This is a genomic window from Pseudonocardia sp. Ae331_Ps2 (genome assembly GCF_001932405.1).
Lineage (GTDB): Bacteria > Actinomycetota > Actinomycetes > Mycobacteriales > Pseudonocardiaceae > Pseudonocardia.
The window spans coordinates 4,966,749-4,980,246 of record NZ_MCIM01000001.1; the positions used below are offsets into that span (position 1 = coordinate 4,966,749).

Consider the following 13,498-nt stretch of genomic DNA (forward strand, 5'->3'; position numbering starts at 1 on the left):
ACGCCGCCGTGGTTACGGTGCGTCCATGGTGGTGCGTGCTCGTGATGTCATGACCGAACGCGTCGTCACGATCTGGGCGGACGCACCGCTGGCGCGGGCGCAGGAGCGGATGGCCGAGTCCCGGTTCTCCGCCCTGCCCGTCGTCGACCGCCGGTTCTCCCTGGTCGGGGTGATCTCGCTGGTGGACGTGCTGCGGCACCGCGACGACCCGCACGCCGTCGTCGGCGACGCGATGACCGAGCAGGTCGTGTCGGTGCTCCCGACGACGAACGTCTCGATCGTCGCGCACCGGATGCGCGTCTACGGCGAGCTGCGGCTCGTCCCGGTCGTCGACAAGGGAGTCCTGGTCGGCGTGATCACCCGCAGCGACCTGCTGCGGCACCGGCACTCCGGGGGACGGCTGCGGCGCACCGCCCGCCGGATCGGCGGTGTCCTCCCGGTCGCACCGCTGCCCGAGGCGATGGCCCCGCGCGGGGCCGGCCGGGTCGGCGGCTGGCCGACGTCGTCGCTGCGGGTCTCGGACGTGATGACCGACGGCGGGCTGGTCGCGATCCCGCCGGAGCTGGCCCTCGACGAGACCGCCGAGGTCCTGCTGTCCTACCGGTTCACCGCCGTCCCGGTCGTCGACGACCGGGACCACCTGCTCGGCATCGTCTCCGAGGCCGACCTCATGCACGGCTCCCTGGACGGGGGCCGGCGGCTGCGGGCCCGCACCGTGTCGGAGGTGATGACCCGCGACGTCGAGACGGTGCAGCCGGACGACCCGCTCACCGACGCCGAGGACCTGCTGTCCCGGCGCGGGTTCCGGGTCGTCCCGGTCGTCGACGCCGACGACGTGCTGGTCGGGGTGCTCAGCCGCAGCGACCTGCTCTGACCCGCGGTCAGGCCCCCGCCACCGGGGCGGTGGGCGCGGCCGGTGTGGCCGGTGCGCGGACGGCGTCGCACTCCTGGGCTGCCTTGGTGACCAGCGCCGAGAACGCCACCGGGTCCGCCAGCGACTGCGCCGGCAGCGCCCCGAAGTCCAGGTACTTCTGCAGACAGGCCAGCTGCGCGGCCTGGTCGGCCGGGGTCAGCGGCGGCTCGGTGGGCGGGGCGGGCTGCGCCGACGCGGTCCCGGCGGTCACGGCGGCCAGTGCGAGTGCGGCGGCGACGGCGCCTGCCGCGGTGGTGGCGGCACGCAGGGCGGTCCTCACGATGTGCTCGCTTCCTGCGCCGGGAACCGGCGCGGTCGGGGTCCTACCGCCCTCCGCGTGGCGTCCCGGCCCGGCCGGTGTCCGCGGTGCGACGATCGTGCGGCCCCGCGGCCACCCGGCGCGCCCCGACGAGGGCGGATCGACCCGGAGGTGTGACCCCCGGTCGGGGTGGGCGTGGGATCGTGGCGGGGTGCCCCACGACCACACCCCCGCCCGCGAGCTGCTGTGCACGTGGTCCCGCCGGATGGTCCGCGACGGCCTGGTCGTCGGCACCTCGGGGAACCTGTCGCTGCGCACCGGCGACCTGATCGCGGTCACCCCGTCCGGAGTGGACTACGAGACGATGACCGCGGCGGACGTCGTGCTCGTCGACGGGGCGGGCACGGTCGTCGCGGGCACCCGGGAGCCGACCAGCGAGCTGGGGCTGCACGTGGCCGCGCAGGCCCGGCCGGGGACGGGCGCCGTCGTCCACACCCACTCCCCGGCGGCGGTCGCCCTGTCGACACTGTCCGACCACGTCCCGGCCGTGCACTACCAGCTCGCGATGTTCGGCGAGGGCGTGCGGGTGTCGGAGTACGCGCCGTTCGGTAGCCGCGAGCTGGTCGACAACGCACTCGCCGCGCTGGGGGAGTCCACCGCCGTCGTCCTCGGCAACCACGGCACGCTCGTGCTCGGCGAGACCCTCGGTGCCGCCTACGACGGCGCCCGCCAGCTGGAGTGGCTCTGCGACGTCTGGCTGCGCGCCCGCGCCGTCGGCGAGCCGCGGCTGCTGCCCGACGCCGAGATCAGCGCGGTGCGCCGGCGGTTCGCCGCCCAGCGGGCGAGGGTGCGGGCGACGACCCCGGCCCCCACGCCCGCTCCTCGGTGACGATCGCGGTCACCAGGTCGAACGGCGTCACGTCGAACGCCGGGTTGTAGACCGGGGTCCCGGGCAGGGTGAGCAGGGTGCCGCCGTGCTCGCGGACCTCGTCGGCTCCCCGCTGCTCGACGACGATGTCCGCGCCGGTCGGGGTGTGCGGGTCGATCGTCTCCTCCGGCGCGACCACCAGGAACGGGACCCCGGACCGGGCCGCGGCGCAGGCCAGCATGTAGGTCCCGATCTTGTTCGCGACGTCGCCGTTGGCCGCGATCCGGTCGGCCCCGACGAACACCGCGTCGACCAGTCCCGAGGCGATCGCCGCGGGGCCCGCCGAGTCGACGCACAGCCGGTGCGGCGCCCCGGCCGCGGCGAGCTCCCACACGGTCAGCCGCGCGCCCTGCAGCAGCGGGCGCGTCTCGCACGCCAGCACCTCGGCCAGCGCGCCGCGCTCGTGGAGCCGCAGGATCGCCCCCAGCGCGGTGCCGCCGTCGCCGGTGGCCAGCGGGCCGGTGTTGCACACGGTCAGCGCCCGCAGTGGGCGGTCCGGGCACAGCTCCTGCGCCAGGTCCGCGGCCCGGTCGGTCGCCGCGGCGTTGACCCGGGCGGCCTCCGCAGCCACGGCCCGTGCCCGTGCCAGCACCGCGGCCGGTCCGCCGTCGAGCGCCTCCAGGGCGCTCGCGACCCCCAGTCCCAGCGGGACGGCGGTGGGCCGGGCGACCGCGATCCGCTCGGCCGCGGCCCGTACCGCGGCGACGGCGACCGGCGTCGCGGTGCCGTGCAGGTGCGCGGCCAGCGCGACCCCGTAGGCGCCGGTGATGCCCAGGCTCGGGGCGCCGCGCACGGCCAGCGACCGGATCGCCTCGATCAGCTCGTCGACGGTGCGCAGGTACAGGTGCCGGGTCGCGGCGGGCAGCGCGCGCTGGTCCAGCAGGACCACCGTCGGGCCGCCCTCGTCGTCGCCGGCCCAGTCCACGATCCGCATCCGCCCGCACCCCCCGGGCATCCGCCCTCGGGTGCCCGGCAGAACCTATCGCGGTGCCGGAGACGGCCGGGGCCGACTGCGGCCCCGGTCACGGCGGGCACTCACCGTCCGGGCGGGGCCACCCGGTAGACCGCACCGGCGTCGTCGTCGGTCACGTAGACCGCTCCGTCCGGCCCGGCGACGGCCGCGACCGGCCGGCCCCAGCGCGCTCCCGACGGGTCCTGGAACCCGCCGACCAGGGTCTGCTGCGCGCCCAGGGCACCGTCCCGCCACGGGAAGAACGACACCTCCGGTGCCCGCGGCGGGTCCGCGTTCCAGGAGCCGTGCACCCCGGCCAGCGCTCCGGCCGCGTACGGCGCGGGCAGTACGCCCTCGGTGAAGGACAGCCCCAGCGGAGCCGAGTGCGCCGGGAACGACTGCTCCATCGGGGCCAGCGCCGCACAGTCCATCGCGCGCCCGCCGGGGTTGAGCTCGGCGTCGGCGACCAGTGCGACGTCGGTGAAGTCCTGCGCGGACCCCGCGACACCCGGGTCGGTGTCCGGATCCGGGTTGCAGAACGGCCAGCCCAGCTCGCGGCCCGGGATGAGCCGGGCCAGCGGCTCGGCCGGGTGGTCGGTCACGTAGGCGTCGACGACCTTCCCGAAGGACGAGCCGGTGTCGTCGCCGTAGGGCCGGTCGTAGGGGTAGGGCACGTTGTCGCGGCCGTTCACCGCGGTCCAGACCGAGCCGTCGGGGGCGGTGGCCAGCCCGGTGCCGTTGCGGACGCCGGTCGCGAACGGCGCGGCGGGCCCGCCGGTGGGCGGCATCCGCAGGATCGACGCGCGCGGGGGAGTGGCGTCGCGGTCGGCGACCGAGATGTTGCCGGTCGAGCCGACCGAGACGTAGACCGCGCCGTCCGGGCCGACGGTGACCGACTTCAGCTCGTGGCCGTAGGCGCCGCGCAGGTCGGGGGAGTTGGCGTCGGGCAGGCCGGGGACGACGACCCGCCGCCCGGTCGCCGCGCCGCCGGCCCAGGTGAAGGCGGACACCTGGTTCGACTCGGCGACATAGAGGGTCGTGCCGTCCGGGGAGAACGCCAGCCCGTGCGGCTGGGTGAGCCCGGTCAGCAGCGGCCGCTGCGCACCGGTGCGCGACAGCGCCAGCACCCGGCCGTCGTCGGGCACCGAGACGAGCAGCTCACCGTCGGGGCTCCACACGGCCAGCCGGGCGTTCGGGACGCGGGCGAACACCGACATCGTCCAGCCGGCCGGGACGAGTGCGTCGCGGGGTTCGTCGAACGGGGCGGTCGCGGCCCCGGGCGGCACCGACACCGGGACCGGCACCAGGCCCGCACCCGCCGCGGCGACCGGGGCCTCGGCGCCGGACAACGCGTTGGTCACCGGGTTGGGGCCTGTGTCGCAGGCGGCGAGCAGGGGCAGCGTGACCAGGGCGGCCAGCCAGGGGGCGATCCGCATGAACCCGACGCTACGGCCGGAACGGGTCCGTCGCGCGGCGGGGCGCGCGGCCGCCGGACGAGCCCGGACCCGGCCGACCGGGCCCGGGCCCGACCGGCCCGGGCCCGGGCTACCGGGTGCCGGCGCGGGTGTCGCCGGGGATGCCGGCCTGCTGTCCCGCCCGGGCGAGGTGGTCCAGGGCCAGCGTCGCGAACGCGGCGGGCACCTCGATCTGGGGCATGTGCCCCACCCGGCCGAACACGTGCGTCGTGACCTGCGGGAGCCGGCTCGCCGCCCGCAGCTGGGCCGCGGGCAGGATCAGGTCCCGCTCGCCCCACACGACCAGCGTCGGCTTCGGCGCGCGGGCGAACGCGTCGAGCAGCGCCCGCCGCCAGCCCGGGCGGACGCCGCGGACGGTGCCCAGCTCGGCCGCGACCTCGGCGAAGGTCTGCGCGAACTCCGGCCGCCGCGCGATCTCCACGGCGCGGGCGACCCGCTCGTCGGTGACCAGGGAGCCGTCGACGAACAGGGACCGCTCCGAGCGTCGGGCGGCCGCGGCGTCGAGGTGGCCCAGCAGGAACCGGCCGAGCAGCGGCACCCCGATGACCCGCAGCGCGGGCGTCACCTCGGCCCCGAACCCGGCCGGGTCGGCCAGCACCAGCGAGACGACGCGCTCCGGGTGCCGGGTGGAGATCAGCAGCGCGACGGCGCCGCCGAGCGAGTTGCCCATGACGTGCGCCGGCCGGGTCTCGCCGAGCGCGTCGAGGGTGGCGAGCGCGGTGTCGGCGAGCTTCTCCAGCGTCGCCGGGCCGGGCACCCGGTCGGAGTGACCGAACCCGGCCAGGTCGACCGCGACCACCCGGTACCGGGACAGGAACTCGTGCTGCGGGTCCCAGTCCTCGAGGCTCCGGCCGATCCCGTGCAGCAGCAGGACCGGCTCACCGGCCGGGTCACCGGACTCGCGGACCCGGATCCGGGTGCCCCCGACGTCGACGAAGCGGGGCTGCGGGACGGTCATCGCGCCCCCGCCGATCGCGCCGACTTCGCCGACTTCGCCGCCTTCGCGTTCCCCGAGGCACCGACGATCTTCGCGAAGATCCGGATGCTGTTCGCCGGGGCGAGCCGGGCCAGCAGGTCCGGGACCTTGGCGCTGATCCCGATGAGCAGCCGCGGGCGGCGCTTCTCGATGGCGTCGACGATCAGCTCGGCGGCCTTCTCGGCGGGGAAGGTCAGCAGCTTCTCGAAGTCCTTCTTCCCCCGCTCGGCCTCCTCGGCCGGGATGTTCACCCCGACCCGGGCGCTCGCGGCGATCCCGGTCCGGATGCCGCCCGGGTGCACCGTGGTGACGCTCGCGCCGACCTGGGCGAGCTCGGCGCGCAGCGCCTCGGAGAAGCCGCGGATCGCGAACTTCGACGACGAGTACGCCGACTGCCCCGGCGGGGCGATCAGCCCGAACAGGCTGGACACGTTGACCACGTGCGCGCCGGGGCGCGCGGTCAGCGCGGGCAGCAGGGCGTGGGTCAGCCGCACCGGGGCGCGGAAGTTGACATCCATGACCCAGTCGAACTCGTCGAGGGTCAGCCGGGCGAAGTCCCCGCCGAGCGCGACGCCGGCGTTGTTCACCAGCAGCCTGATCTCCGGGTGACCGGCCAGGATCCGGGCCGCCAGCGCGTCGACGGCCTCGCGGTCGGCCAGGTCGACGGTCTCGGTGGTCACCGACAGGCCGGGGTGCTTCGCGCGGATCGCGGCGGCGACGGTGTCGAGCCGGTCGCCGTCGCGGTCGACGAGCACGAGGTCGCTGCCGCGTTCGCCCAGGAGCTTCGCGACGTGCTCGCCCATGCCACCGGCGGCGCCGGTCACGACGGCGGTGCCCTCGGCGAAACGGAACGGTGAGCGGGCCATCAGGAAGCCACCTCCTGCTGTGCGGCAGCCGGGGCGGCGGTGCCGGATCCGGTGCCGGTCGTGGCGTCGGCGGCGATGCCGGCCGCGGTCGGGGTGGGGACGCGGGCCTCGCGGGCGCCCAGCGCCGAGGCGGGGGTGAGGATCATGTCCCGCTTGAGGTCGGCCCGGCCGAGCCCGACGGCGTCGAGGAAGAAGTTCTGGTGCAGCCGCCACGGGTCCTTGCGGCCCTGGCGGGGGAACAGGTGCTCGGAGCGCTTCACGTAGTTCGACTCGATGTCGAGCAGCGGGCGGTCCGGCGAGACGGTCGGGGCCGGGGTGGCGATCGCGATCCGCTCGCGGTCCATCAGCGCCAGCAGCTTCGGCACGTAGCGGGCGACGAGGTCGGCGCGCAGCGTCCAGGACGCGTTGATGTAGCCGATGCAGAACGCCAGGTTCGGGATGCCCGAGAGCATCAGGCCGCGGTAGGTGACGGTCTTGCCGATGTCCACCTGCTCGCCGTCGACGTGGATCGTGATGCCGCCCAGCGGGCTCAGCGACAGCCCGGTCGCCGACACGATCACGTCGGCCTCCAGCTCCTCGCCGGAGCGCAGCCGGATGCCGTTGGCGGTGATCCGGTCGATGTGGTCGGTGACGACCGAGGCGTCCCCACGGTTGATCGACTTGTAGAAGTCGCCCTCCGGGATGACGCACAGGCGCTGGTCCCACGGGTCGTAGCTCGGGGTGAAGTGCTGGTCGACGTAGGCCTCGTCCTTGAGGAACTTCAGGGCGAGCCCGCGCAGGACCTTCTTCACCCGCTCCGGGCGGCGCCGGGCGAGCTGGTAGAACGCCTGGGTCAGCGTCACGTACTGCAGGCGCAGGATGGCGTGCGCGAGCTTCGCGGGCAGGAAGCGGCGGAGCTGGTCGGCGACCGGGTCCTTGCTGGGCAGCACCGTCAGGTACGACGGCGAGCGCTGCAGCATGGTGACGTGCCCGGCCCGGGCGGCCAGCGACGGGATCAGGGTGACGGCGGTGGCGCCGGAGCCGATGACGACGACCTTCTTGCCGGTGTAGTCCAGGTCCTCCGGCCAGAACTGCGGGTGCACCCAGGTGCCGGCGAAGTCCTCCCGGCCCGGGAACTCGGGCTGGAAGCCCCGGTCGTAGTCGTAGTAGCCCGAGCACATGAACAGGAACGAGCACGTGTAGCGCTTCGGGCCGTCGGCGGTGGTGGTCTCGACGGTCCACCGCGCGGTGGTGGAGTCCCAGGAGGCGTCGACGACCTTCGTGCCGAACCGGATCCGCTCGGTCACGCCGTACTCGCGGGCGGTCTCGGTGATGTAGCGGCGGATGTCGGCGCCGTCGGCGATCGACTTCGGCTCGCGCCACGGCCGGAACGGGTAGGCCAGGGTGAACATGTCCGAGTCCGAGCGGATGCCCGGGTAGCGGAACAGGTCCCAGGTGCCGCCGATGTTCTCGCGGCCCTCCAGGATCACGTAGTCCTTGCCGGGCAGCTCCTGGTGCAGCCGGGCCGCCGCACCGATACCGGAGAGCCCGGCCCCCACGATGATCACGTCGCGGTGCTCGACGGCGGTGCCGTCCGGAGCGGGTGTCGTACCGGCCTGGGTCATGTGGTCCTCCTCATCGGGCGCGTCCGCGCTGACTACCTCTGTCGACCGGGGTCCAGTGTGCCCCAAACCTACCCGGAGTAACTTGACCTGGCGCGACAACAACTTACCCTCGGGCGACATGGGAACCGGATCACTCACCCGGGCGAGGGCGTTGCGCGGGTTCGTCGCGCTGGTCGGGGAGCTGGGCGGCGACGGCGCCGAGCTCTTCGCCCGGTTCCGGATCCCGATCGACGCCGTCGAGGGCAACGACCCGGACGCACTGGTCCCGACCCGCTCGGTCGCCAGGGTGCTGGAGACCGCCGCCGCCGAGCTGGGCTGCGGCGACCTCGGGCTGCGCCTCGCGCAGCGGCAGGGCCCGGAGATCCTCGGCCCGCTGGCCGTCGCCGTCGAGGCGTCCCCGACGCTGGGGGCCGCCCTGGACTGCGCCTCGCGCTACCTCTACGTGCACAGCCCGGTGCTGACCGTCGGCGCGGTGCCCGACCCGGAGGGCGTGCCGGGGGTGACCGGCGTGGCGTACGGCAGCACCGAGCCGCTCCCGCCGCAGGTCGCCGACCTCGGCACGGGGGTGCTGCACCGGATCGTGAGCCTGCTGGCCGGCGGGCCCTACGGCCTGCGCTCGGTGCACCTGCCGCACGAGGCACCGCCTGCCCCGGAGCGGTTCCGCGAGTTCTTCGGGGCCGAGGTCCGCTTCGACCGGCCGGCCGCGGTCCTGCGGGTGCCCGGCGACCTGCTGCGAAGGCCGGTGGCCGGCGGGGACGAGACCGTCCGGGCCATCGCGATCGAGTACCTGGAGACCCATTTCGCGCGCCCAGGCCGCACCGTCACCGACCGGGTGCGAGCCGCGGTCGACCGGTCGCTGGGCACCGGGCCGGTGCGCATCGGCTCGGTGGCCCGGCTGCTGCGGGTGCACCCACGGACCCTGCAACGCCACCTCGCGGCCGAGGGCACGACCTTCGAGACCGTCGTCGACGAGGCGCGTCGGGACACCGCCGAGCGGCTCATCCTGCGGACCGACCTGCCGTTCACCCAGGTCGCGGCCATGGTGGGGCTGGCCGAGCAGTCCGCGCTGTCGCGGGCGGCGCGGCGCTGGTTCGGCGAGTCGCCCCGCGCACTGCGCCGGGCCGGCCCGGGCGGGCTGCCGGCGCCCCCGGTGCCGGCCGCCCACGGGTGACCATCATCCGCGGGGGTGGCAGGGTGCTCACCACGGTCGCCCGACGATGGGCCCGACGAAGGGGGTACGCGTGTCCGACGCGGTGCTGCTCACCCGGCTCGACGGCCCGGTGCTCACCCTCACCCTGAACCGCCCGCACCGGCGCAACGCGATCGACCGGGCGCTGTGGGACGCCCTCGGCGAGGCGCTGCACCGGGCCACCGTCGACGAGGCGGTCCGCGCGGTCGTCGTCACCGGCGCCGGTGGTGCCTTCTGCGGCGGCGCCGACCTCGACCCGGCTGCCCGCGGGGCGGACGCCGAGCACCCGACCCGGCTGATGCGGCGGATCAACGACGTCGCGCTGGCGCTGCACGAGCTGCCGGTGCCGTCCGTCGCGGTCGTCGACGGTGTCGCCGTCGGTGCCGGGTGGAACCTCGCGCTGGGCTGCGACCTCGTCGTCGCCACCCCCGCGGCGCGGTTCTCCCAGATCTTCGCCCGCCGCGGCCTGTCGGTGGACTTCGGCGGGACCTGGCTGCTGCCCCGGCTGGTGGGGATGCAGCAGGCCAAGCGGCTCGCGCTGCTCGCCGAGACGATCGGCGCCGAGGAGGCGCACGCGCTCGGCCTGGTGACCTGGGTCGTCGACGGCGACGAGCTGCCCGCGTTCGTCGCCGACATCGCCGGCCGGCTCGCGGACGGACCGCCGGTCGCGCTGGCCAGGGACAAAGCGATGCTGCACGCCGCGACCCGGTCGTCGTTCGCCGAGGCACTCGACGCCGAGGCCACCTCGCAGGCGATCAACTTCGTCACCGACGCCCCCGAGGGGATCGCCGCGTTCGTCGAGCGCCGCGACGCCGGGTTCGACGGGCGGTGGCGGTTCGAGCGGACCTAACGCGCCCGCAGCGCGTAGCGGCGCTCGGCGTAGTCGAGGTCGTCGCGCCACAGCTTCGTGGCGGCCGCGGCCATCGCCGGGCGGATCGCCGGGGCGAGCCGGGTCGCCACCGCGAAACCGGGCCGGTCCGACCCGGCGACGACGGCCTCGATCACCGCGGTGCGCGGCCGCCCGTCGGGGCCGGGGCCGAGCGGGGTCGCGTGGGTCTCGACGACCGACCCGACACCCTCGCCCTCCACGATCCGCATGACCACGGTGCGCGGCTCCGGGCACACGAACTCCGCCCGCACCGGCACACCGAGCCCCGGCCCGACCTTGAAGGTGACGCTCACGAGGAACCGGTCGTCGTCGGGGGCGACGTCGGTGACGGCGGGCGCGGAGTCCACCGTCAGCCGCTGGAACGAGTACGGGTGGAACCAGGCGCCGTGCCACGGGTCGAGCCGGTTGGCGACGATGTCCTCCGGCTCGCACACCCCGGTCAGCGTGGTGACGGCGTCGAGCACCGCGCCGGCCGGTCGGGCCGGGACGACGGGGGCGTCGGTCGGCTCCTCGCCGCCGAGGTCGTCGAGCCGCACCCAGACCAGGACCCCGTCGTCGTGGACGGGCAGCACCGCCCAGCCCGGGCCGGACCGTGCGCCCAGGCGCAGCCCGTGCCAGCGGCACACCAGCTCGCCGCAGTCGACGGCGGCCAGCGCCATCGGCGCACCGAGGTGCGGGCAGGCGCCGGGACCCACCCGGACCGTGCCGTCCTCCTCCCGCCACGCGACGAGCTCGGTCCCGCCGACCCGGACGCCGTGCGGCCGGTCGCGGCGGATCTCGCGGCTCGCGGCGACGACGAACCAGTTCCCCGACGGACGTGCCTGCGCCCGCTCCAGCGCGGCCGAGATCAGCTTCGGGTCCGCGCCGGCGTAGGTCGGCTTCTGCGCCGCCCACCGCTGCGACGGCAGCGGCTGCAGCGGCCAGTGGGACGGCCAGTTCTCGGTGAGCCGGGAGAGCAGGGTCATGGCGTGGTGTCCTTCGGAGGTCAGGTGCGCATCGCGTACTCGGCGGCGCGCCGCAGCGGGCCGAGGCGGCCGCTGGTGGGGACGGTCTCGAGGGGGTGGCCGGCCAGACCCCAGCCGGCGAGCAGCCGGTTCGCCGCCTGCCAGCCTGTGCTCGCCGCCCGCTCCATGAGCGCGACGGGCAGGTCGATCCGGATGCCGTCGCCGGCCAGCACCAGGCCGTCGACGGGGGTGGCGACCGTGGGCCGCCGCGCGAAGTCGCCGATGCCGAGCATCGGGCAGTCCGCCCGCCACTGCACCAGCTCGCCGACCACCCCGGCACCCGCGGTCTCGGGGTAGAGCTCGTGCAGCCGGGCGACCGTGCGACGGCGCAGCTCGGCGGTCCAGGCGTCCTCGCCCGTGCCCGGCGGCGGCGCCGCGGAGTAGGCGTGGAGCTCCACGACGGACCCGCCGTGGTGGGCCGCCCAGCCCGCGGCGTCGCGCTCGTAGCGGTCCAGCACGGAGATGTTGTCGAGCGGGTCGAGCCCGCCGGTGCCGAGGAACGGCGGGCGGGCGGCGTCGACGGGCCGGTCGAGCCACAGCCGTTGCACGAGGAACGGCGGGGCGCTGCCCAGCGCGGCGACGTCGGCGCGCCAGCGGGCGAGCGCGTCCGGCCCGTCGACGGCCGAGACGGGGTCGCCCAGACCGGGGGAGGCGGCGACGATGTCGCGCAACCCGCGCACGTCCGGGGCCAGCACGACCGCGTCCGCCTCGCTGCTGCCGCCGGTGCCGCCGCCGTCGTGATGATTCACGTGGAACCGTCCACTGCCGACACCGTCCGCCGGGGAGCGTCCTGCCGGGGATCGTTCGACCGAGGAGACCGTGACCCCGGTCCGGAACGTGACGCCGCGGGTGGTCAGGTAGTGGCGCAGCGGTTCCCACAGCGCGGTGTCGAAGCCCGCGTCGGGCACGTCGAACATCAGGCCCTCGGAGGAGCCGAGGAAGTAGATGTGGAACATCGTCGCGAGCTCGGCGGCCGACATGGTCGAGGGCGGTGCGAAGAAGCTGCGGGAGAACACCTCGAACGCCAGGTGCCGGGCCGCGGGCGGGAAGTTGATCGACTCGACGAAGCTCTGCGCGTCGACGTGGTCGATCGCCTCGTAGATGCCGGGCACGCTGACCGCGGCCAGCGGCGCGGCGGCGCGGGCGTCGAGGCGCAGCAGGTCCGACGGGCGGAAGGTGGGGCTGCGCAGGGCGAACAGCACCGCGTTCCACGGCGGGGTGCGCGGCAGTCCGCGGAAGGTGTCCCGGCGCCCGTCGGCGTCGACGAGCGGGTAGTCCTCCAGGGGCACCAGCCGCTCCAGCCCGGGGTCGCCCCGGCGCAGCAGCGCGCGCAGGTTGTAGTACTGGCGGAAGAACGCGTGGAAGCCGCGGCTCATCGACACCGGGGTGCCGTCGGGCAGCGGCTCCGACCAGCCGCCGACCCGCCCGCCCAGGTAGGGCTCGCGCTCCAGCAGCTCGACGACGACCCCGCGCTCGGCGAGCCCGGTCGCCGCGGCCAGCCCGGCGATCCCGCCGCCGACGACGACCACCCGCGGTCGCCGCCCCAGCTGCCCGGCGTCGCCGAGGCCGCCGGCGGGCTCGTGGCGGACCCGGCGCGGGTCGGTCGGGCGGGCGGTCACGACCGCGTCCCGAGCACGGTGTGCACGACGCCGTTCTGCCAGCCGGTCATGGTCTCGGAGTGCACGGCGTCGAACCCGGCGCCGCGGACCCGGTCGCGCAGGCGGCCGATGCCGTCGAAGGTGTTCACGCTGCGCCACAGATGCCGGTACAGCGCGGTCTCACCGGTGGTCATCCGGCCGAGCGGCACGATGATCCCCCAGCAGACCGCGTGCCAGGACAGCCGGGCGCGGGGCGAGTCGGCCACCGAGTACTCGTGCAGCGCGAGCACCCCACCGGGGCGCAGCAGGTCGTGGAAGCGGCGCAGCTGGGCGTCCGGGTCGTCCAGGTTGCGCAGCAGGTAGGCGGCGAGGATCCCGTCGAACGGGCCCTCGACCCCGTTCTCGGCGAGGGCCTCGGCGGTGGAGTGCACGAACCGCACCGACGCCGGCCACGGCTTGGTGCGGGCGCGCTCCAGCATCCCGGCCGAGGCGTCGACGGCGACGATCTCGGCGCGCGGGGCGACCCCGAGCAGTGCCGCGGTGGAGGCCCCGGTGCCGCAGCCCGCGTCGAGCAGCCGCAGTCCGGCGCCGTCCCGGGGCAGCCGCATCCGGGCCGCGGAGGCGCGCAGGTGGTCGTGGTAGCCGGGGTTCATCCCGACCAGCCGGTCGTAGTCGGCTGCGCCGTCGTCGAAGTGCGACGGCACCTGCTCGCGCGGCAGACCCGCACGGCCGACGGTTCCGGGGCGGGTGGGGCGGGACGGGGAACGGTCGGCCATGTCCGCGAGCCTAGGACCGCCCACGGCGCCCGGCGCGTCGGGTCGCATCCTGGTGCACCGCAGCCGTTC

General features: G+C 75.7%; 13 protein-coding genes. 4 read left to right on the forward strand and 9 right to left on the reverse strand.

Features of this window, described 5'->3' with window-relative positions; all coding sequences use genetic code 11:
- The first annotated feature begins 25 nt into the window (after nt 1–25).
- Nucleotides 26–874, forward strand: a complete 849-nt coding sequence (locus Ae331Ps2_RS23235; RefSeq protein WP_083695886.1) for a CBS domain-containing protein — start codon at nt 26–28, stop codon at nt 872–874.
- A gap of 7 nt (nt 875–881) precedes the next feature.
- Here Ae331Ps2_RS23235 and Ae331Ps2_RS23240 read toward each other — a convergent pair whose 3' ends face one another.
- Nucleotides 882–1,193, reverse strand: a complete 312-nt coding sequence (locus Ae331Ps2_RS23240; RefSeq protein ID WP_075306557.1) for a hypothetical protein — start codon at nt 1,191–1,193, stop codon at nt 882–884.
- Nucleotides 1,194–1,383: 190 nt separating this feature from the next.
- Between Ae331Ps2_RS23240 and Ae331Ps2_RS23245 the strand changes: the two genes are divergently transcribed.
- The gene (locus Ae331Ps2_RS23245) at nt 1,384–2,061 is read left to right on the forward strand and encodes a class II aldolase/adducin family protein (protein WP_075306556.1); all 678 of its coding nucleotides are present in this window, start codon (nt 1,384–1,386) and stop codon (nt 2,059–2,061) included.
- On the opposite strand, the gene mtnA is transcribed toward Ae331Ps2_RS23245, so the two are convergent.
- From mtnA to Ae331Ps2_RS23270, 5 genes are all read right to left on the reverse strand, one after another.
- Nucleotides 1,979–3,034, reverse strand: coding sequence for an S-methyl-5-thioribose-1-phosphate isomerase (mtnA, locus tag Ae331Ps2_RS23250; RefSeq protein WP_083695889.1), 1,056 nt, complete (start codon nt 3,032–3,034; stop codon nt 1,979–1,981). The two genes, Ae331Ps2_RS23245 and mtnA, sit on opposite strands and share 83 nt — an antisense overlap.
- A gap of 101 nt (nt 3,035–3,135) precedes the next feature.
- Nucleotides 3,136–4,488 (reverse strand): sorbosone dehydrogenase family protein, encoded by a 1,353-nt coding sequence (locus Ae331Ps2_RS23255; protein WP_075306555.1) that lies wholly within the window; start codon nt 4,486–4,488, stop codon nt 3,136–3,138.
- Nucleotides 4,489–4,597: 109 nt separating this feature from the next.
- Nucleotides 4,598–5,485 (reverse strand): alpha/beta fold hydrolase, encoded by an 888-nt coding sequence (locus tag Ae331Ps2_RS23260; protein ID WP_075306554.1) that lies wholly within the window; start codon nt 5,483–5,485, stop codon nt 4,598–4,600.
- Complete coding sequence (locus Ae331Ps2_RS23265; RefSeq protein ID WP_075306553.1) at nt 5,482–6,369, reverse strand: SDR family oxidoreductase; 888 nt, start codon at nt 6,367–6,369, stop codon at nt 5,482–5,484. Before Ae331Ps2_RS23265 ends, Ae331Ps2_RS23260 begins: the two co-directional genes overlap by 4 nt.
- Entirely contained in the window at nt 6,369–7,973 is a 1,605-nt protein-coding gene (locus Ae331Ps2_RS23270; protein WP_075306552.1) for an NAD(P)/FAD-dependent oxidoreductase, read from the reverse strand. Before Ae331Ps2_RS23270 ends, Ae331Ps2_RS23265 begins: the two co-directional genes overlap by 1 nt.
- A 118-nt stretch (nt 7,974–8,091) precedes the next feature.
- Here Ae331Ps2_RS23270 and Ae331Ps2_RS23275 point away from each other — a divergent pair, with 118 nt between their 5' ends.
- Both Ae331Ps2_RS23275 and Ae331Ps2_RS23280 read left to right on the forward strand, forming a co-directional pair.
- Nucleotides 8,092–9,144 carry an AraC family transcriptional regulator ligand-binding domain-containing protein gene (locus tag Ae331Ps2_RS23275; protein ID WP_075306551.1) on the forward strand — a complete coding sequence of 351 codons (1,053 nt, stop codon included), beginning with the start codon at nt 8,092–8,094 and terminating at the stop codon, nt 9,142–9,144.
- 70 nt (nt 9,145–9,214) lie between these two features.
- A complete protein-coding gene (locus Ae331Ps2_RS23280) occupies nt 9,215–10,012 on the forward strand; it encodes an enoyl-CoA hydratase/isomerase family protein (protein ID WP_249265316.1) in 798 nt (265 codons plus the stop codon).
- On the opposite strand, the gene Ae331Ps2_RS23285 is transcribed toward Ae331Ps2_RS23280, so the two are convergent.
- From Ae331Ps2_RS23285 to Ae331Ps2_RS23295, 3 genes are read right to left on the reverse strand one after another with little or no spacing between them, the layout of a single operon-like run.
- Entirely contained in the window at nt 10,009–11,016 is a 1,008-nt protein-coding gene (locus Ae331Ps2_RS23285) for a DUF5914 domain-containing protein (RefSeq protein WP_020622461.1), read from the reverse strand. The two genes, Ae331Ps2_RS23280 and Ae331Ps2_RS23285, sit on opposite strands and share 4 nt — an antisense overlap.
- 20 nt (nt 11,017–11,036) lie before the next feature.
- A complete protein-coding gene (locus Ae331Ps2_RS23290) occupies nt 11,037–12,674 on the reverse strand; it encodes an FAD-dependent oxidoreductase (protein WP_075306549.1) in 1,638 nt (545 codons plus the stop codon).
- Nucleotides 12,671–13,429 (reverse strand): class I SAM-dependent methyltransferase, encoded by a 759-nt coding sequence (locus tag Ae331Ps2_RS23295; RefSeq protein ID WP_083695892.1) that lies wholly within the window; start codon nt 13,427–13,429, stop codon nt 12,671–12,673. Before Ae331Ps2_RS23295 ends, Ae331Ps2_RS23290 begins: the two co-directional genes overlap by 4 nt.
- Nucleotides 13,430–13,498: the final 69 nt, after the last annotated feature.

Bases quoted from the DNA above. Each gene is read 5' to 3' on its own strand.
- Ae331Ps2_RS23270 (WP_075306552.1), bottom strand. From the start codon at position 7,973: ATGACCCAGGCCGGTACGACACCCGCTCCGGACGGCACCGCCGTCGAG.
- Ae331Ps2_RS23275 (WP_075306551.1), top strand. From the start codon at position 8,092: ATGGGAACCGGATCACTCACCCGGGCGAGGGCGTTGCGCGGGTTCGTC.
- Ae331Ps2_RS23255 (WP_075306555.1), bottom strand. From the start codon at position 4,488: ATGCGGATCGCCCCCTGGCTGGCCGCCCTGGTCACGCTGCCCCTGCTC.
- Ae331Ps2_RS23295 (WP_083695892.1), bottom strand. From the start codon at position 13,429: ATGGCCGACCGTTCCCCGTCCCGCCCCACCCGCCCCGGAACCGTCGGC.
- Ae331Ps2_RS23260 (WP_075306554.1), bottom strand. From the start codon at position 5,485: ATGACCGTCCCGCAGCCCCGCTTCGTCGACGTCGGGGGCACCCGGATC.
- mtnA (WP_083695889.1), bottom strand. From the start codon at position 3,034: ATGCGGATCGTGGACTGGGCCGGCGACGACGAGGGCGGCCCGACGGTG.
- Ae331Ps2_RS23235 (WP_083695886.1), top strand. From the start codon at position 26: ATGGTGGTGCGTGCTCGTGATGTCATGACCGAACGCGTCGTCACGATC.
- Ae331Ps2_RS23285 (WP_020622461.1), bottom strand. From the start codon at position 11,016: ATGACCCTGCTCTCCCGGCTCACCGAGAACTGGCCGTCCCACTGGCCG.
- Ae331Ps2_RS23265 (WP_075306553.1), bottom strand. From the start codon at position 6,369: ATGGCCCGCTCACCGTTCCGTTTCGCCGAGGGCACCGCCGTCGTGACC.